The sequence below is a fragment of the Sulfitobacter sp. M22 genome (genome assembly GCF_021736025.1).
Taxonomy (GTDB): Bacteria; Pseudomonadota; Alphaproteobacteria; order Rhodobacterales; family Rhodobacteraceae; genus Sulfitobacter; species Sulfitobacter litoralis.
Genome location: NZ_WMEC01000002.1, coordinates 1 through 16,835 on the forward strand (window position 1 = coordinate 1; position 16,835 = coordinate 16,835).

The 16,835-nt window shown below is 58.0% G+C and carries 20 protein-coding genes and 3 pseudogenes; 12 read left to right on the forward strand and 11 right to left on the reverse strand.

Going from position 1 to position 16,835, the window contains the following annotated elements; genetic code table 11:
* Together GLP52_RS15320 and tnpB (GLP52_RS15325) are read right to left on the reverse strand one after the other, a co-directional pair.
* Positions 1-564, reverse strand: a 564-nt coding sequence (locus tag GLP52_RS15320; protein WP_237273596.1) for an IS66 family transposase zinc-finger binding domain-containing protein, incomplete at its 3' end; no start/stop codon positions are given.
* 62 nt (positions 565-626) lie between these two features.
* Positions 627-791 (reverse strand): IS66 family insertion sequence element accessory protein TnpB, encoded by a 165-nt coding sequence (gene tnpB, locus GLP52_RS15325; RefSeq protein ID WP_443069446.1) that lies wholly within the window; start codon positions 789-791, stop codon positions 627-629.
* A gap of 2 nt (positions 792-793) precedes the next feature.
* Here tnpB (GLP52_RS15325) and GLP52_RS15330 point away from each other — a divergent pair, with 2 nt between their 5' ends.
* From GLP52_RS15330 to GLP52_RS15345, 4 genes are all read left to right on the forward strand, one after another.
* A complete protein-coding gene (locus GLP52_RS15330) occupies positions 794-1,147 on the forward strand; it encodes a DUF5372 family protein (protein ID WP_237273597.1) in 354 nt (117 codons plus the stop codon).
* Positions 1,148-1,270: 123 nt separating this feature from the next.
* Complete coding sequence (locus GLP52_RS15335; RefSeq protein ID WP_237273598.1) at positions 1,271-1,732, forward strand: helix-turn-helix domain-containing protein; 462 nt, start codon at positions 1,271-1,273, stop codon at positions 1,730-1,732.
* A gap of 286 nt (positions 1,733-2,018) precedes the next feature.
* Positions 2,019-3,089: a recombinase family protein gene (locus GLP52_RS15340; protein ID WP_237273599.1), complete on the forward strand. Its 1,071-nt coding sequence runs from the start codon at positions 2,019-2,021 to the stop codon at positions 3,087-3,089.
* A complete protein-coding gene (locus tag GLP52_RS15345) occupies positions 3,040-4,131 on the forward strand; it encodes a helix-turn-helix domain-containing protein (RefSeq protein WP_443069447.1) in 1,092 nt (363 codons plus the stop codon). The genes GLP52_RS15340 and GLP52_RS15345 overlap by 50 nt, the downstream gene beginning before the upstream one ends.
* Here GLP52_RS15345 and tnpB (GLP52_RS15350) read toward each other — a convergent pair.
* Positions 4,107-4,352, reverse strand: a complete 246-nt coding sequence (tnpB, locus tag GLP52_RS15350) for an IS66 family insertion sequence element accessory protein TnpB (protein ID WP_272903634.1) — start codon at positions 4,350-4,352, stop codon at positions 4,107-4,109. The genes GLP52_RS15345 and tnpB (GLP52_RS15350) overlap by 25 nt on opposite strands.
* Positions 4,349-4,732, reverse strand: a complete 384-nt coding sequence (locus GLP52_RS19700; RefSeq protein WP_443069448.1) for a helix-turn-helix domain-containing protein — start codon at positions 4,730-4,732, stop codon at positions 4,349-4,351. Before GLP52_RS19700 ends, tnpB (GLP52_RS15350) begins: the two co-directional genes overlap by 4 nt.
* Positions 4,733-4,803: 71 nt before the next feature.
* Here GLP52_RS19700 and istA (GLP52_RS15355) point away from each other — a divergent pair, with 71 nt between their 5' ends.
* The 5 genes and pseudogenes from istA (GLP52_RS15355) to istB all read left to right on the forward strand — a co-directional run bounded on the left by istA (GLP52_RS15355) (position 4,804) and on the right by istB (position 8,316).
* The gene (gene istA, locus GLP52_RS15355; RefSeq protein ID WP_443069449.1) at positions 4,804-5,769 is read left to right on the forward strand and encodes an IS21 family transposase; all 966 of its coding nucleotides are present in this window, start codon (positions 4,804-4,806) and stop codon (positions 5,767-5,769) included.
* Between the two features lie 9 nt (positions 5,770-5,778).
* A complete protein-coding gene (locus GLP52_RS15360; protein ID WP_067622643.1) occupies positions 5,779-6,489 on the forward strand; it encodes an IS6 family transposase in 711 nt (236 codons plus the stop codon).
* Between the two features lie 60 nt (positions 6,490-6,549).
* Positions 6,550-6,978: pseudogene (gene istA, locus GLP52_RS19705) on the forward strand (IS21 family transposase); the annotation flags it as partial.
* Positions 6,958-7,557 (forward strand): Mu transposase domain-containing protein, encoded by a 600-nt coding sequence (locus GLP52_RS19710; RefSeq protein ID WP_443069452.1) that lies wholly within the window; start codon positions 6,958-6,960, stop codon positions 7,555-7,557. The pseudogene istA (GLP52_RS19705) and the gene GLP52_RS19710, both read left to right, overlap by 21 nt.
* Positions 7,558-7,608: 51 nt before the next feature.
* Positions 7,609-8,316 (forward strand): IS21-like element helper ATPase IstB, encoded by a 708-nt coding sequence (istB, locus tag GLP52_RS15370; RefSeq protein WP_237273601.1) that lies wholly within the window; start codon positions 7,609-7,611, stop codon positions 8,314-8,316.
* Positions 8,317-8,423: 107 nt separating this feature from the next.
* On the opposite strand, the pseudogene GLP52_RS15375 reads toward istB, so the two are convergent.
* The 3 genes and pseudogenes from GLP52_RS15375 to GLP52_RS15385 all read right to left on the reverse strand — a co-directional run.
* Positions 8,424-9,493, reverse strand: a pseudogene (locus GLP52_RS15375) (IS3 family transposase); the annotation flags it as partial.
* 30 nt (positions 9,494-9,523) lie between these two features.
* Positions 9,524-9,703 carry a hypothetical protein gene (locus GLP52_RS15380; protein WP_237273602.1) on the reverse strand — a complete coding sequence of 60 codons (180 nt, stop codon included), beginning with the start codon at positions 9,701-9,703 and terminating at the stop codon, positions 9,524-9,526.
* Positions 9,704-9,838: 135 nt separating this feature from the next.
* Positions 9,839-10,432, reverse strand: coding sequence for a hypothetical protein (locus GLP52_RS15385; RefSeq protein WP_237273603.1), 594 nt, complete (start codon positions 10,430-10,432; stop codon positions 9,839-9,841).
* 517 nt (positions 10,433-10,949) lie between these two features.
* Here GLP52_RS15385 and GLP52_RS15390 point away from each other — a divergent pair.
* Positions 10,950-11,651: an IS6 family transposase gene (locus tag GLP52_RS15390; protein ID WP_237273604.1), complete on the forward strand. Its 702-nt coding sequence runs from the start codon at positions 10,950-10,952 to the stop codon at positions 11,649-11,651.
* Positions 11,652-11,771: 120 nt separating this feature from the next.
* Entirely contained in the window at positions 11,772-12,548 is a 777-nt protein-coding gene (locus GLP52_RS15395) for a hypothetical protein (RefSeq protein ID WP_237273605.1), read from the forward strand.
* Between the two features lie 4 nt (positions 12,549-12,552).
* Here GLP52_RS15395 and GLP52_RS15400 read toward each other — a convergent pair.
* Together GLP52_RS15400 and GLP52_RS15405 are read right to left on the reverse strand one after the other, a co-directional pair.
* Positions 12,553-13,904 (reverse strand): IS3 family transposase gene (locus tag GLP52_RS15400; RefSeq protein WP_237273606.1). Its coding sequence is split into 2 segments (ribosomal slippage): positions 12,553-13,568 and positions 13,568-13,904, totalling 1,353 coding nucleotides; the frame shifts between segments, so codons are not numbered across the junction.
* 126 nt (positions 13,905-14,030) lie between these two features.
* Positions 14,031-14,570, reverse strand: a pseudogene (locus tag GLP52_RS15405) (IS110 family transposase); the annotation flags it as partial.
* Between the two features lie 49 nt (positions 14,571-14,619).
* On the opposite strand from GLP52_RS15405, the gene GLP52_RS15410 reads away from it, so the two are divergent.
* A complete protein-coding gene (locus GLP52_RS15410; RefSeq protein WP_009827243.1) occupies positions 14,620-15,330 on the forward strand; it encodes an IS6 family transposase in 711 nt (236 codons plus the stop codon).
* On the opposite strand, the gene GLP52_RS15415 is transcribed toward GLP52_RS15410, so the two are convergent.
* Both GLP52_RS15415 and GLP52_RS15420 read right to left on the reverse strand, forming a co-directional pair.
* A complete protein-coding gene (locus GLP52_RS15415; protein WP_237273607.1) occupies positions 15,262-15,855 on the reverse strand; it encodes a hypothetical protein in 594 nt (197 codons plus the stop codon). The genes GLP52_RS15410 and GLP52_RS15415 overlap by 69 nt on opposite strands.
* Before the next feature lie 97 nt (positions 15,856-15,952).
* Positions 15,953-16,390, reverse strand: a complete 438-nt coding sequence (locus GLP52_RS15420; protein WP_237273608.1) for a hypothetical protein — start codon at positions 16,388-16,390, stop codon at positions 15,953-15,955.
* Positions 16,391-16,835 lie beyond the last annotated feature (445 nt).

Sequence of the window (16,835 nt, forward strand, 5' to 3'; positions counted from 1 at the left end):
GATCGGACGGCTGGGTGCAGGTTCTTGCACCATCCGCTCGCAGCGCCGACAGGATTTCTTGATCCGGGCGATCTGGATCACCTTCATCTGGGCGGCGATCATGTCGAGCAGTTCGCTGACATCCTCACCCACCACGCGCAGATCGCCCCCACAGTCTGGACAGCACGCACCTGGGTCAAGCTCACGGCGTTCCCGCAGGGTCGCATCAGACACACGCGGGCGGCGGCGCAAAACAGGGGCTGACGCCCCCTCTGGAACGGGCTCGTCCAGTCCTTCGTCGATAGGGGTGTCGTCCTTCTCAGCCACTGCAACCAGCAGGTCTTCCAGCGCCAGTTCCAATTGCTCAATCTCGCGCTCGACCTTCTCCGACGACTTACCAAACGCCAGCTTTTGCAACTTGGCGATCCGCAGGCGCAGCGCCTGCACCAATTGATCATGGGCCCGCAGCGTGGCTGACATCTTGGCGTTTTCCGCCGCGATCTGAGCATTTTCAGCCTGCAATGCCGCGATCATCGCCTTCAATTCGGCAGGATCATTAGGCAAGCTTTTGGCTGGGTTGGACATGCGCCTGATTACCAAAATTCAGGCGCAAACACCATATAAATATAGCAGATCAGAGGCTATAATCACCCCACGCGCGCAGGCGGAGCGCCCCAAGCCGGACGCCGCCAATCAATGCCTTCCCAGAGCATTGCAAGCTGCGCAGAGGTCAAACGCAAGGCACCGTCTTCCGCGCTCGGCCAAGGAAAGCGGCCGCGTTCCAGAACCTTGTACCTCACGTGGGAATGCATGCGTGACCCTCGCAGATGAGGATTTAGTGCGGGTCACCCATCCGTTTCATCCGCTCTTTGCCCAGCAGCTGCCCTGTGTTGGGAGGCGATACAACCGGCATGGCGAACGGCTTCTTTTGCAGGCTGTCGATAGCGTGATCTGGTCGGTTTCACCGCAGTGGACTGATCTTGCCAGTAAGGATCCGGAGTTGGTCATGGGCGACGGGCGAGCGGTGTTGCGCTTTTCAGACCTCTTGGAGCTTGCCGATTTGGTAATTCGGATCTCTGACAAATCAGCTCACACGGCGGCGCAGGAGCGTAAGGATAATTACGCCGCACATGTAAGACAGATTACGCCGCAAGGGATGCCGGAATGACGTGTAAATCACGGTCTCATTGCCGCAATAACTGCCGACAGGATGATGTCCATCTTGACGTGAACATATTTTGCGGCGTAAATAATCTTACTACTGTAATGCGTTCTACCCTTGGAGCAGGCGATGTCCGCGAAGTCTGGCAGAGGGTGGTCGAAGACCGATGCCCTCATCGAAGAAGGCACATTCAACTCGAGCGCCGACAAGGTGCGCGATCCGAAGTTCAGCCACAGCGAGTTCTTCGATCCACAAGATGCCGTGCAGGTTCGATACGAGATGCTGCGCCGGGTCTCGGTCGACAAGGCTTCGGTGACAGAGGTCTCGATCGAGTACGGTGTTTCAAGGCCGACCTATTACCAAGCCAAGGCGAACTTCGATGCGGCCGGGATTGCGGGCTTGGTACCGGCAAAGCCAGGGCCCCACGGCCCACACAAGATCGATCAAGACGTCATGGCCTTCCTAGAGGCGCATCTGGTCTCTGGCGAACCGGTGCGAGCACGCGAGTTGGCAAAACTGCTCCGCCGAGATCTCGAGATCGATCTCCATCCCAGAACGATCGAGCGGGCATTAAAAAAAAATCGCCGCTGAACCGCTGCGCGCCATGATGGGCAGCGCTTCGCCGAGCGCGGTGGCGCGCAGCATCTCATAATCTGCGACAATGTCCGGCGCAGAGCGCACTGGCGTCACATAGCGGCCTCATGCTGTTTCTGCGCCGGGGTATGTGGGGCTGGGCTCAGGCCCTAACCACAACGGCCAAGCCTGCCGCAGAATACGTTGATCTGTCCCCGGCGGCCTTTTCACGGCCCGGCAAGCACGGCGCCATCATCCACGTCCTCGCGGCAATCGCTATGAGCATCCAACATGGGAGGTCACTATGAACGTTCATCTCAAAGTCCAACAGCGTCACCTGGATCGCGGCGCCTACCTCTACATCCGACAGTCCTCGATGCGACAAGTCCTCGAGAATGCCGAGAGCGCCAAACGACAATACGCGCTTCGAGGCAGGGCTATCGCGCTTGGCTGGTGCGATGAACAGATTGTCGTCATCGACAACGATCAGGGCGAATCCGGGGCCTCGGCTGCCTGGCGCGAGGGATTTCAGCGGCTGGTGAGCGACGTCGGCATGGGACATGCGGGCATCGTGATGGGGCTCGAGGTCTCCCGTCTCGCACGCAACAATGCTGACTGGCAGCGTTTGCTAGAGATTTGTGCTCTCGCTGACACCCTGATCCTCGACGAAGACGGCATCTACGATCCGGCAAACTTCAACGATCGCCTTCTGCTCGGTCTCAAGGGAACCATGAGCGAGGCCGAGTTGCATGTGATCAAGGCGCGCCTGCGCGGCGGCATTCTCAACAAGGCACGCCGCGGAGAGTTCCGCTGCCCGTTACCCACCGGGCTGGTCTACGATCCTTCAGGCCATGTGGCACTCGATCCGGATCAGCATATACGAGAGACGATTGCCCACTTCTTCGAGACCTTCGTCCGCGTTGGATCAGCCGCGCAAACCGTCAAAGCCTTTCGCAAGGAAGGGCTGTTGTTCCCGTCACGCCTGCATAACAGCCAGACTGTGTTTCGTCCCCTGACTGCCTCCACCGCAATGCGCGTCCTGACCAACCCTCGTTACGCAGGCGCCTACGCTTACGGGCGGCGACAATATCGCCGTACCATCGATGGCAAGAAGACCCTTCGCGCGCGCGAAGAGGTGGATTGGCTGGCCTGCATCCCCAACGCCCACCCCGGGTACATCAGCTGGGATCAACACCACGAGAACCTGAAGGTGCTCAAGGCAAATGGGCAAGGCTACGACGCAGCACGCGTATCCATTCCGCGAGAGGGCCCGGCGCTGCTTCCAGGGGCGAGCCGTGTGCGGACAATGCGGCAACCATTTCCGGGTGCGGTACGCAGCCCGACGTGGGCGACTGGAAGTTTGGTACATCTGTGATCGCGCCCATCAATATCGCGGCGAACCCATGTGCCAGTCCATCGCGGGGTCATCCGTAGATGACGCCGTCGGCAAGTTGATTGCCCAGCAGATGACGCCGACTGCGGTTCAACTTGCGCTGGATGTCCGCGCGGAGATCGAAGCCCGTCACCACGAAGCCGACCAACTGCGCTCTCGCGCCGTAGAACGCGCCCAAGCGGAAGCCGATCTGGCGCAGCGCCGCTTCATGCTCGTCGATCCCAACAACCGCCTCGTCGCCGACACACTCGAAGGCGAATGGAACGACAAGCTCCGCGTTCTTGCAAATGCGCGGACAGATCGTGAGCAGTCACGGGAGCGCGACCAGTTTTGTCTCGACAAGGCCGTGCGCGAGCGGTTGGTTGCCATGACGGTTGATTTCCACAAGCTCTGGGCCGACCCCGATACCCCAAATCGCGAACGCAAGCGTCTGTTTGCCCACATCATCGAGGATGTCACTCTCGTCAAACTGCCCGCGGAAGGCATCACCAAGGTTCATGTGCGCTTCAAGGGGGGAAAGCTTCAGACGCTGACTATACTCAGCCCCAAATCAGCCGCTCAGCAGGTCAGAACGCAGCCCGGCATCATCCAACTCGTCGATAGGCTCCTCGATGACCATATCTATTCCGAGATCGCGGAACTGCTTAATCAACAGGGCCATCGACCAGGCGAAGCTGCCCTTCGCGGGCGCAGTGATGCCCGTTTTACCGCTAAGCGCGTCGCCTACCTCGTCCACCAATACAATCTACGCTCTCGCTATGAGCGCCTCAGGGAACGCGGCATGCTGACCAAACAAGAAGCCGCAGAGCGGCTCGGTATCCATGAACAAACGGTCGCCAGATGGGCAAAGTTTGGGCTAATCACCGGCCATGCCTATAATGGCCATTATTGCCTCTACGAACTTCCGGCTTCAGACCTGCCCCAAAAGCAGTGTAGCCGATGGAACCGACTCGAAGGCCGGGTCGCCGCACGTGCAATGCAGGCCCCCAGCCAAAACTATCAACTGGAAAGGAAAGAGGTGTAGTATGAATGCAGATAGTTGTAGTAGAGACAAAACCCCTGACCGTCCCAGTAAAGAAGCTTAACCCGATCCCCGCGCCGCCCCCGGAAGGCAAACACAGCACCGCCCGTGGGCTTCTGGCGCAATACATCTTGAGCCATAGCGGACAAACCTGCGATCCCTTTGCGCATGTCCGTCACACCGCACGCCAGATACACACGGACGCCAGTTCCAGGTCCAATCATGCCGCGTCTACCGCTCTAATCAATCGTGTCAGCGCGGCCCCGTCGATAGAGCTATCAAACCGCAAACTCCGACCGCCTTGCAAGCAAAGCTCAAGCGAAACATCAGGAGCAGGCTTCGGCTCAGGAGGCGCGACTTCCGGAACCCGGAAATCGACAGACAGAAAAGCAGCGCCCGCGTCCAGCGGCCACAGACCTTTCGCCTTCAACTCATGCCGCCATCTGTAAACTTGCTGCCGGCTCACATCACAGCGCTGAGCTACCTGCGTGACCGTAGCTCCATCTATCCTGCGTATTCCGGGGTGATCCGCCCACCGATTCCGATTTGATGCGCCCACCCGTTCCGATTTTATCCGCCCACCGATTCCGGGGTATTCGCCCACCCCTGTGACGTGCTGCTGCGAGGCAATCTGTAACCGGCTACCTTTCGTCCTTTTGGCATGAAGGAAGCCCGATGAAGAGATTGCCGATGCGGAAGATACGAGATGTTTTGCGGCTGTCAGCCGAGGGCCTATCAACCCGCCAGATCGCAGCGAGTCTGGCGATTGGGCGGACAACCCTTCGGGGCTACCTTGATCGCGCTACTGAGTTGGGTCTGGGCTGGCCGCTGCCAGCAGAGATGTCTGATACGGACCTTGAGCGATGCCTCTTTCACCGAGCTCACCAGAACACCCAACGGATCGAGACGCAGCCTGACTGGTCGTATATTCACCGCGAGTTGCGTCGGAAGGGCGTAACGCTGTCACTTTTGTGGGAGGAACATCGCTCCGACCACCCCGAGGGATACGGCTACTCCCGATTTTGCGAACTTTACACGCAGTGGGAAGGCAAGCTGTCGCCGGTGATGCGACAGCGTCACCCGGCGGGCGAGCGGCTGTTCGTCGATTACGCGGGGCACACCATCGACGTGATTGATCCTCAGACCGGGGAAGTGCGCGCGGCACAGCTGTTCGTCGCGACGCTTGGGGCCTCAAGCTATACCTTTGCAGAGGCGACCTGGACGCAATCGCTGCCGGATTGGATCTCGAGCCATGTGCGTGCCTTTGGCTTCCTTGGGGGTGTGACGGCGCAGGTCGTGTCCGACAACCTAAAGGCCGGGGTCACCAAAGCGTGCTTTTACGACCCTGTGATCAACCGAACCTATGCGGATCTCGCCACCCATTACGACACAGCCGTTGTGCCCGCGCGGCCGCATAAACCAAAGGACAAGGCAAAGGTCGAAGGGGCGGTCTTGCTGGTCGAGCGCTGGATTCTGGCGCGGTTGCGCAATCGGCAGTTCTTCAGCCTCGGGGATGTGAACGCTGCCATTCGCCCGTTGCTTGACCAGCTCAACGACAAGGTCTCTCGGCATCTTGGGGCCAGCCGCAAGCAGTTGTTCGAGCGGGATTGCCAACTTGTTTGCGGTGCGACGCTTGGTTAGGCGGTAGGTATGAATATACCATCCTCGATGCAGCGCCTGAAAGGCTACCGTTTCCCTCGTGAGATCGTTGCATATGCCGTCTGGGTCTACCATCGCTTCGCGCTCAGCACGGCGGATGTCGAGGATCTTCTTGCCGAACGGGGTGTGATGGTCAGCCGGGAAACGATCCGGAAATGGGTGAAACGCTTTGGGCGCCACTTTGCCGATTGCATCAGGCGCGACAGACCGGCCGCGGTCGACAAATGGCACCTGGATGAGGTCGTCATCCCAATCAACGGCAGAAAATACTGGCTCTGGCGGGCCGTCGACGCGAACGGCGACGTGCTTGATATTCTCGTTCAGCCACAGCGCAACGCCAAGGCTGCAAGCCGTTTTCTGGCAAGGCTGATCGACCGGTTCGGTGCCCCCCGTGTCGTCATCACGGATAAGTTGCGCAGCTATTTCAAGCCGGTCCGAGACCTGGCACCGGGCGCAGATCATCGCGCGCACAAGGGATTGAACAACCGGATCGAAGGATCACACAGGCCAACACGAAAACGCGAGAAGTTGATGGGGCGGTTTAAATCGCCCCGACAGGCACAGAGATTTCTGGCAACACATGATCAGATCAACATCGTTTTTCGCCCACGACGCTATCAACTCTCCGCCATCTCATACCGCCACGCCAGGACCGATGCTTTCGACCTCTGGAGAGGCTATGCTGCCGAAATGACCGCCTGACAGGCAGAGGTCTCGCCCCTCTCAAATAGGCGAAAACAAGTTGGCAATCCCGCCTCAAGCTATACCTTTGCAGAGGCGACCTGGACGCAATCGCTGCCGGATTGGATCTCGAGCCATGTGCGTGCCTTTGGCTTCCTTGGGGGTGTGACGGCGCAGGTCGTGTCCGACAACCTGAAGGCCGGGGTCACCAAAGCGTGCTTTTACGACCCTGTGATCAACCGAACCTATGCGGATCTCGCCACCCATTACGACACAGCCGTTGTGCCCGCGCGGCCGCATAAACCAAAGGACAAGGCAAAGGTCGAAGGGGCGGTCTTGCTGGTCGAGCGCTGGATTCTGGCGCGGTTGCGCAATCGGCAGTTCTTCAGCCTCGGGGATGTGAACGCTGCCATTCGCCCGTTGCTTGACCAGCTCAACGACAAGGTCTCTCGGCATCTTGGGGCCAGCCGCAAGCAGTTGTTCGAGCAGTTGGATAAGCCCGCCCTGAAGCCGCTACCGACGGCTCCATATGTCTATGCCGAATGGAAGAAGTGCCGAGCGGGGCTGGATTACCACGTCGCAATCGACAAGCATTACTACTCTGTGCCCCATCAGTTGCTGAAGAAAGAGCTGTGGGCTCGCATCACCGCCCGCACGGTCGAAGTCTTCCATGGTGGACAGCGTGTTGCTTCCCATGTGCGCACTTCTGGAAACGGCAGACATTCTACACAGCGCGAGCACATGCCAGCGCACCACAAGTTCCGCGAGGACTGGACGCCGCAGCGTATTATCGCACGGGCCGCTCGCGTCGGGCCGAATGTCGCCACCTTCGCAGAGGTTGTGATGCGCGAACGCAAGCACCCCGAACAGGGCTACCGGAGCTGTCTGGGTGTCATTCGGCTGGCCGACAAGTTCGGTGCCGCCCGCCTCGATGCGGCGTGCCGCCGCGCGCTCGAGATCAACGCCCGTTCTTACTCGTCACTCCAATCCATTCTCAAGAATGGGCTGGAGAGCAAGCCCCGCACCCGCGCCACGGAGGAGCCTGCAATCACCCATCCCAACATCCGTGGCGCCGATTATTTCCATTGAAAGGAACACCACCCAACCCTCGATCATCTGAAGGCCCTGCGGCTGGACGGTATGGCCGAAGCTTTTGCCGAGCTGCAAGCGCAGGATGCCGCAGCAGACTTCAGCCACGCTGAATGGCTTGGCTTGCTCGTCGACCGTGAGGTCGCCAGCCGTGAGACCAAGCGGTTTGAAGCTCGGATGCGCTCCGCCAGGCTGCGCCATGTGGGCGCCTGCCCAGAAGATGTCGATTACCGCGCGCGCCGTGGTCTCGACAAGACGCTGTTCCAGAGTCTGCTCACCGGTAGATGGATCACCGACAAGCGCAATCTGATCATTACCGGGCCCTGTGGTGTCGGCAAAACTTGGCTCGGCTGCGCACTGGCGCAAACAGCCTGTCGCGACGGTGTCACTGTGGCCTACAAGCGAATGCCGCGTCTCTTCGAAGAACTCGAACTGGCCCATGGCGACGGGCGCTTCCCCCGCCTGTTCCGCAGCATCACCAAAGCACAGCTGCTCATCCTCGATGACTGGGGGCCAGACCGACTGACCGCCACGCAACGCCGGGATCTCATGGAGATCGTGGAAGAGCGCTACGGTCGCGGCTCAACGATGATAACCAGCCAATTACCCATCAAGGCTTGGCATGACGTCATTGGCGAACCAACCTTCGCTGATGCCATCCTCGACCGCATCGTTCACAACGCTTACCGCCTCGAACTCAAGGGGCCGTCTATGCGGAAAAGCGTCACCAAAATGGATGACGAAAACCCTCAAACCTGATAACCCCAACCCACTGCCTCACGGCAACGCGTCACAAGTGGGCGGATACCCCGGAATAGGTGGGCGCATGTTGTCGGAATGAGTGGGCGGATACTCCGGAATACGCACCTTGGGTTGTAGAAGCCGTTGATGTATTCAAAGATCGCCATCTCAGCTTGCCGCCGTGTTTCCCATGACCTGCGCCAAATGAGTTCAGCTTTGATGGTTTTGAAGAAGGTCTCGACGGCAGCATTGTCGTAACAATTGCCCTTGCCAGACATCGACACCTTGAAGCCGTGCTGGCGCAGAAGTTTCTGGTAGTCGTGCGAACAATATTGCGACCCGCGATCCGTATGGTGGATGCAGCCCTTGGGCGGTGCCCTGAACGCAATTGCCATCTTCAAAGCCCGTATTGCCAAGTCTCGTTTCATACGGTTGCTGACCGCCCAGCCGATCACGCGCCTTGAATGCAGGTCGAGGATGACAGCCAAATACAGCCATCCCTCACGCGTCCAGACATAGCTGATGTCACCGGCCCATTTCTGGTTCGGTTGGTCAGCCATAAAATCCCGGTCCAGCAGGTTTGGCGCAATATTGAACTTGTGATCACTGTCTGTCGTCACCTTGTGTTTACGGGTTCGCACCACGGATATGCCGTTCTGGCGCATCAAACGACCCACACGGCGGTGACCGACATTCAGGCCGATCTCCTTCAGTTCTTCTGTCATGCGCGGCCTGCCATAGCTGCCCAGGCTGAGACGGGATTGTTCTTTGATGTGCGCCAAGGTGACCAGATCAGACCGCTGTCTGCGGCTGGCAGGACGGCTTCGGAATGCTCGCAAACCGCGCGAACTGACACCGACAACGTGACACAAGCGGTTCACGGGGAAGTGGCTCCGGTGTTCCTCGACAAACCTAAATCTCATTGCTTTAGGCCCGCAAAGAACTGGGTGGCTTTTTTTAGGATTTCCCTCTCCTCCTTGAGAAGACGGTTCTCGCGCCGAAGTCGCTCATTCTCTTGGGCGAGGCTCAAATCCTCTTTCGACACCACGTCTGTGCCTCGGTGCGCGGTGATCCATTTGTTAAGCGTCGACATGCCAACACCCAGATCGTCAGCCACCTGCTTGCGCGTCAGCCCACTCGTCAGTGCGATACGCACCGCATCTTGGCGGAATTCGTCCGTCCGTTTCAGTCCCATAGTCAGTCTCCTTTGGTGCAGTAAATGCTATCAAAGGAGCGGCATCAAACCGCGACAGGTCCACAACGCTCCCCCAAAGCCGTGGGGGCAAGCAGTCGTCTGGTTCAGACTTTCCGAGACGACGCCAAGGATTTCGAGGAAGGGAAGATCGAACTCGTTGCTAAACTCTGCTATGAGGAACTCCTCCACGGCTTCTGTCAGTGTTTCCATATCGCAGTCTCGAGGAATGGCAAAATCTGCTTCGTCGAGCAGGAGGCCCTTGTTTCTGATGTCGTTTCCTATTGTATTTTCCTTATTTGGGTATGGAGGTGCGGCCGCGGCCAACCTCTTGGTTTGTAGTTTGATTCAGTATGCGAGCGGCGCGAAGTCGAGCAGCTCTGCCTTTGTGCTGCGCTGCAGATGCTCCAGTCTTGGAACCTTTAAGCCCAGACAGCCCACGGACTCAGCGTGTAGATAATCGAGCCAGCGCCACACGGTTTTTTCGAACGGGTTGTGGCGACGGAAAAAGTCTTGAGGGCAGTTAATGTCACGCGTGATGAGGCACATCTTCGTATCGACCGCTCGCTGAGGGTCTTCATCGAAACCCCCACCGCCGCCACTGAGCAGGATGCCGATGGCGTCCGGAAAAAAGACCGCTTTGACAGACCCTCGGAAGCAATTTGCCTCGCACATTTTTTGAACGCGGGACAAGGCAACGGTCGGCAGGTATCGATCGTATGCAATCGCGCGGGCGAACGCCCAGCGTTTCTCCGCATCTACGCTTGTGGACAAGATCAGCGACCCTTTGTGCATAGACCTCCAAGCGCTTGGGTCGAGAAGCTGGTGGGCGAGCGGGTCACTTGCCAAGTCGAACGGACCTCCTCCGATCAGATCTTCGATGACTTCGAGTGTATGGTCATCATAAAGGCGTCGGACGGTATGGATGGGCAGCATCGTCACTGGATAATTCTCTCATTTGGTTTTGGCCGTGGTTGTGCATCGCAAAGCGAAGCAATCTTTCGGGATGGGGTCTCTGACCGCTGTTGAGGAGATGGGTTCGACTTCGGGTTTCCGAAAAACCATTGGTTGCAAATTCGGAGTGCCATGCGATTTTTTTGAAGAAGGAGTGCGTAATCAGGGCCCACTTGGATGCCTCCTTTTGTTGCAGAACGCGTCCATCAAAGACCGCTGCAGAGGACATGGGTCTTGAGCAAAAACCGCAGAAACGAATTCCGGCGGAAGTTTTAACTACTCTGGGCTGAAGCTTTTCGGCGCCACACGTCACGCGCGTCGATGCCCCCAAGCTGACCGATAAATTCGTCAAAGATTGCGCAAGCGGCGACGAGGTAGGGGGCGATATCAGGAGGGGGCAGCGCGAGCTGAATAGGCGGGTTATGGCGGTTATGCATGTAGGGGGTGTTGTCACATTAATGGGTCGGACGTTGCTGGTTCGTCAATCTCGGCGTAGTCGATGTCAATGCAGACACAAAAGATCAGCTACAATCGCCATCGCTTTCCGTCCCAGATCATCGTTCATGTCGTCTGGCTCTACGCCCGATTCAACTTGAGCCTGCGCGAGGTTGAAGAGCTGATGCTGGAACGTGGCGTTGACGTTTCGTACGAGACGATCCGGCGCTGGACGGTGAAGTTTGGTCCACTGATTGCTCACACCTTACGGCGTCGGCAGCCGCGTCCCGGCGATGTCTGGCATCTGGACGAAGTCGTTGTGAAGATCGCGGGCCGGTCCTTCTGGCTGTGGCGGGCTGTCGATCAACACGGCGTCGTTCTTGAAGAAATTTTGCAGTCCAAGCGAGACAAGCGCGCGGCAAAGCGACTTTTGGTCAAGGTGATGAAACGCTGGGGCTTCGTGCCAAAAAGGATCATTACAGATAAGCTGCGCTCCTACGGGGCAGCTAAACGCCAGGTCGCGCCCGGCCTTGAACATTGGTCCCACAAGGGCCTCAACAACCGCGCTGAAAACAGCCATCTGCCCTTTCGAAAACGAGAGCGGGTGATGCAGGGCTTCCGATCGCCGGGTGGATCGCAGCGCTTCGTCTCCATCCATTCCGCAACACGCAATTCCTTCTCTGTCCCAGCCCGCCGCCGCGCCGCCCTCACAATCCGCTACCATCGGCTCGAAGCATTCGAGGCATGGAAAGATGCGGCAAACGTCGCTTGATGTACGAACGCTGCACTAAATTGCAGACCAGGCGCGTTAATGTGACAATACCTCATTGACCACTATCTCTCGAGCCTTGGGCTGCGCAGTACCAAAAGCCTAGCCTGCTACCGCCAGGTCTTGCATGGCTTCCAAGACGTCGCCGAGGGTCACAACGAACTCGGTCAGGACGTGCTGGTCGCATGGCTACGGGTATCGGCCGAATGCTGGTCAACGACGACGCTGCTGCACCGCACCCGCATCGTTGACCGGTTCCTCGATCACCTTCTAAAAAACGAGACGATTGACTGCAATCCCGTCACCGCCCTGCGCGAAGCATGCAATATCAAGCAGTGCATGCCGGTCTGGCGCGCTCTGGCGTCGCGCAATCCGGAACAGACCCTTGCTGAGTTGCGCCAGCCTCAACCGTTCGGTAGCGTGCTGGGAGAGGTTATCGCTCAGCACGTCGCGCTGATGCGGAACCGGGGATACAAATACAGTTCGCAGTCTGCGCGGTTGTCGAGGTTCGACCAGTTCCTGCAGCTGAATCCGGCGCTCCAGGAACAGCCGGTCGGGGTGATGCTCGATCACTGGGCGGCGACGAAATCTACGCGCAATCACGCCGCCGAATGTGAAAATATCAGGCGTGTCCTCGCGAAAATCTACCGCCACCGGGACCCATCGATCCCATTGCGCCGGCCGGACCCGCGACCGCAGAAGGAAGTGGCCAAGCAATGGCGCAAGCCCCACATCTACTCACCCGCCGATGTACGTCGGATGCTCGACGTCGCTCGTTCCTACTCTTCACCACGGTCACCACTTCGCCCGCTGGCGGTCTGCACCATGCTGTGTCAGTCGTCATATAAAATGGGACATCAGAGCGGCTTGAACATTGGAGGCTCTGGTTCGGTTGCGTGATTGATTATGCGGCTTGTTTTTGATGTTGCAAGCGGCGCTGTCGGATCGTCAGTTTCTTGATCTTCTCCCTTTCTTTCAGAATGGCTTTGTCCCGTCCAAAGTAGACGTCGGCGGGTGTGACGTTGTTCAGGCTCTCGTGGTAGCGCTGGTTGTTGTAGTAGTCGACGAAGGCCCCGATCTGTTGCTCGAGATCACCGGGCAGGTAGTAATTCTCCAGCAGAACACGGTTCTTCATGGTCTGGTGCCAGCGTTCGATTTTGCCCTGGGTTTGTGGGTGGAATGGCGCCCCGCGAACGTGGTCCATTTTCTGATCGGTCAGCCATTTGGCCAGATCGCCAGAGATATAGCAGGAGCCGTTGTCGCTGAGCAGACGGGGTTTGTGTCGGACCACGGCTTGGTCGCAGCCCGATGCCTGAAGCGCCAGCTCGATCGTGCTGGTCACATCCTCGGCCCGCATGTTCGTGCAGAGCTTCCAGGCGATGATGTAGCGGCTGTAGTCGTCGAGGATGGTGGACAGGTAATACCAGCCCCAGCCAATGATCTTGAAGTAGGTAAAGTCAGTCTGCCACATCTGGTTGATGGCGGTGGTCTTGTCCGTGAACTCATCGGCGGCCTTGATCACCACGTAGTCCGGCGCAGTAATCAGATCAGCGGCTTTCAGGATGCGGTAAACCGATGATTCTGAGACAAAATATCGCTTCTCATCGGTATATTTAACGGCCAGCTCGCGTGTGGTCAGTGCCTCATGCTCCAACGCAAACTCGATCAGATCGTCACGGCGGATATCAGGGATGCGGTTCCAGACCGACTTTGGACGTGGCGAACGATCTGCAAGGGCATCAAAGCCACCTTCGACATATCGGTCATACCATCGGTAAAATGTGGTGCGCGGGATGCCCAGCATATCAAGGGTCTTCTTGGTTGGCAGATGCGACCCTTCAACTGTGCGAATGATCTCCAACTTCTCGGTTGCTGGATACCTCATTCCTCGAACTCCCCAGCCCCTGTCATGCTTTTTTTGAGCAGACGGTTCTCAAGGGTTAGGTCAGCCACGCATTCCTTCAGAGCCATGGCCTCGGATCGCAGATCCTTCACCTCAGGCGATGTCGCCTGACGCGCTGTATCGCCGGAAAGGCGACGCTTTCCAGCCTCAAGGAATTCCTTCGACCAAGTATAATACAGGCTGTCAGAGATACCCTCGCGGCGACATAACGCAGAGATGCTTTCCTCCCCGCGCAATCCGGCCAAAACAATGCGGATCTTCTCCTCCGCCGAGTAGGTCTGGCGGGTCTTGCGGCGGATGTTTTTGACCAGCTTGTCAGCTGCATCTTTCGATGTTCCGGGCTTCTTGTTCATCTTCGCTCCTTAAAGGCTACGATGAACCAGAAACCCTCCGTTGTTCAAATCATCAAATCTGTCCCACAGGTGCTGACGTCAGACATGTTACATAAGTTAGCTTATGGGGATTCGGGATGTGTAGCGGCCGATACCTGGTACTGTCATCAGGCGCCGCGCAAGCTCGTCTTCTTTGGCCCGGCGGGTGATCTCGACATCAAGCTTGGCAATTTCAGTTTCAAAATGCGCGAGTGTTGCAATGAGGGCTTGAAACGTTGCAATGGCTTCCATTGGCAGTTCACACTCTGAACCCTCAACGATTGCCACGAGTTTCGAGGCATTTGCTACGCCTTGGGGTACGATTTGCCCGAATTCATTCAAGTGCCCTCGTAAGGCATTGATGGTTTGGGTCCGCTGCCGGATGAGAAGTTCCCGAACGCGAAAAACCATTGCCGCGCCTTGCGTTTCTTCGCTCTTCACGGAAACAAACCGCATTGTCGGGCGCACCGCAGCCTCACAAATCGCCTCGGCATCAGCAGCATCGTTCTTTTGCCTCTTCACGAACGGCTTAACGTAGAAGGGCGGGATCAGCCGCACCTCGTGCCCCAACTTACCGATTTCGCGGCCCCAAAAGTGGGCACCCCCACAAGCCTCCATTGCGATCACACAAGCTGGTAACTCATTGAAGGGCATTGCCAAGTTGTTGTGTCGTGGAGCCCCTGCTACAGGATCTCGGATGAAAATGCCGTCATCCATGCCGCGCCTGAAGGGCTTTCGCTTTCCCCGGGAGATCATTGCCTATGCCGTCTGGGCCTGGCACCGTTTTGCTTTGAGCACGGCGGACGTCGAGGACCTTTTGGCCGAGCGCGGCGTGATCGTGAGCCGCGAGAGCATCAGGCTTTGGGTCAACCGCTTTGGCGGGCATTTCTCGACCCGCATCCTACGAGACCGGCCAGCGCCTTCAGACAACTGGCATCTGGACGAGGTGGTTATCCCGATCCGTGGCAAGAAGCACTGGCTGTGGCGGGCCGTGGATGCCAATGGCGACACGCTCGACATCCTCGTGCAAACCCGCAGAAATGCCAGGGCGGCAAAGCGCTTTCTGGCAAGGCTCATCGCGCAGTTCGGCCAGCCCCGTGTGGTGATCACCGACAAACTGCGCAGCTATTTTGCGCCGATCCGGAAGCTCGCTCCCGACGCCGATCATCGGGCACACAAGGGCTTGAACAACCGGATCGAGGGCTCACATAGACCAACGCGACGGCGAGAGAAAATCATGGGGCGCTTCAAGTCCCAACGACAGGCGCAGAGATTCCTCGCGGCCCATGATCAGATAAACACCCTCTTCCGTCCCCGTCGCTATCGTCTCACCGCATCTTCATACCGCCACGCACGGGCTGACGCCTTCAGCCTGTGGAACGACTATGCGCTCCAGATGACCGCATAAGCGCTCACGCCACGCCCCCTTGCGCCCACGATCACCCAACTTGGCAATGCCGTGGCAAGGCATGCAGGCTACGGTCAACGCTCGTTGAAAAAGAGGCTCGAAACGGCTGGAGGGGGCGCCCACAATATTGAGGTCCCCAAGCGCGGCCTTTGCAATTTTCCTGATGGCCGCCTCAGAGAGTGCGACATGGTTTTGCTTCTTGTCGCTCGCCCAGATCGTCTCCCGCTCGATCCCCACGAGCGCCCAATGTGTTAAACCCCGCTCAAGGAAAAGCGACGTTGTGATAACCTGCAGACCAACTTTCCCATAAGAGTTTCCTGGCCCGCCCGGCCTATGTTGAACCTGCGTCCCCAGCAGGGATTTTTTCGTGGCCCCCCGCTCGATGAAGGTCTGCTCAACGTCTTGCGCGAGCGCCTCAACGGCGCGTGCCGTGGTAATCGTATGAGCTGTTGCCCGCCCGTTGACCTTTTTCAACGCCTCCTCAATGCGCAGTGCATTCTCGGGTTTGATGACGATTTTCCTCATGACTTCGGTAGCCTTTCTCTTTGGACCTCATTGAAGTTCGGAAAGACCGGACTTGGCCTTCCCGGGGGGCGCAGAGCCCCCCCCTGCATGCGCTTGCTTACGAGGTGGGAGTAACGGGCTCGCCATCGACCCAAGGCCCCAGCCATCTCAAGGTGAAATCCTCCGAATACCCGCCGTCGCCAGAGCCCGTGACGATCAGTTGAGTATCCGTCGCGATAAACGGCAACTCTTTAGAGTGGGTGAAAAAATCGCAAAGGGCTGCTGCGCCAGCGAGAAAGGCGCGCCGCTTTGTGGGCAGTGGTTTTGGGCGCGGATGCTCCACCCTCGATCCAAAGAGGTGCCGGTCTTTTTCTGGTACTCGGAAAGACAGCCCCCAAACCCAGCCCTCAGGGTGCTTCTCGAGAGAAAAATCAATAGTTTCTTCCCCGCGCAGGCGGCCGTTCAGCCACTTTATCGCTACCGGTGGCAAACGGTCTTTCGCCAGCAGAGCCACGAGAACTACTATATCCAGAGGTGCCGCATCATCGTTCGTCATGAACGTATCCTTTCCTAATCAAATGAAGGCCAACCGCAGCCTTCCTGATCAAGAAATCGGATCATCCGAATGGCGACAAAAATGCCCTAGAGCAACTTTCTGTGCCATTCCGCCCAAACGCCTCCCTTGTCGTCACCAAGGCATTGTTTAGGTGAAGTTTTTATTATCAGCTTCTGGCCAAGAACCTCACACATGGGCCCGCGCACGCCTTTGGGCGCGCGCGGGCCCCCCGAGAAATGACAAGATCGGGTCCGCGAGCCAACCGTCGGTGCCGGTCGAATTCTGACCAATAAACCCCCGCATGGTCTGGCTCGAATGGCCAAGCAGATGTTGCAGAGCCCAAAGCGCATCCGGTCGAGGCGCGTCAGACCCCAACACGGTGCTCTTCAGGGGAGATTGAGTCCCAGTGGGGCCCAAACCATGTCCGGTGCCTGACAAGCAGCGC

What these genes read in the sequence shown, in the direction of transcription:
- GLP52_RS15360 (WP_067622643.1), top strand. Translation starts at nt 5,779, where the DNA reads ATGAATATACCATCCTCGATGCAGCGCCTGAAAGGCTACCGTTTCCCT.
- GLP52_RS15380 (WP_237273602.1), bottom strand. Translation starts at nt 9,703, where the DNA reads ATGGAAACACTGACAGAAGCCGTGGAGGAGTTCCTCATAGCAGAGTTT.
- GLP52_RS15420 (WP_237273608.1), bottom strand. Translation starts at nt 16,390, where the DNA reads ATGACGAACGATGATGCGGCACCTCTGGATATAGTAGTTCTCGTGGCT.
- tnpB (WP_272903634.1), bottom strand. Translation starts at nt 4,352, where the DNA reads ATGATTGGACCTGGAACTGGCGTCCGTGTGTATCTGGCGTGCGGTGTG.
- GLP52_RS15410 (WP_009827243.1), top strand. Translation starts at nt 14,620, where the DNA reads ATGAAAATGCCGTCATCCATGCCGCGCCTGAAGGGCTTTCGCTTTCCC.
- istB (WP_237273601.1), top strand. Translation starts at nt 7,609, where the DNA reads ATGGCCGAAGCTTTTGCCGAGCTGCAAGCGCAGGATGCCGCAGCAGAC.
- istA (WP_443069449.1), top strand. Translation starts at nt 4,804, where the DNA reads ATGAAGAGATTGCCGATGCGGAAGATACGAGATGTTTTGCGGCTGTCA.
- GLP52_RS15415 (WP_237273607.1), bottom strand. Translation starts at nt 15,855, where the DNA reads ATGAGGAAAATCGTCATCAAACCCGAGAATGCACTGCGCATTGAGGAG.
- GLP52_RS15340 (WP_237273599.1), top strand. Translation starts at nt 2,019, where the DNA reads ATGAACGTTCATCTCAAAGTCCAACAGCGTCACCTGGATCGCGGCGCC.
- tnpB (WP_443069446.1), bottom strand. Translation starts at nt 791, where the DNA reads ATGCATTCCCACGTGAGGTACAAGGTTCTGGAACGCGGCCGCTTTCCT.
- GLP52_RS15390 (WP_237273604.1), top strand. Translation starts at nt 10,950, where the DNA reads ATGCAGACACAAAAGATCAGCTACAATCGCCATCGCTTTCCGTCCCAG.
- GLP52_RS15335 (WP_237273598.1), top strand. Translation starts at nt 1,271, where the DNA reads ATGTCCGCGAAGTCTGGCAGAGGGTGGTCGAAGACCGATGCCCTCATC.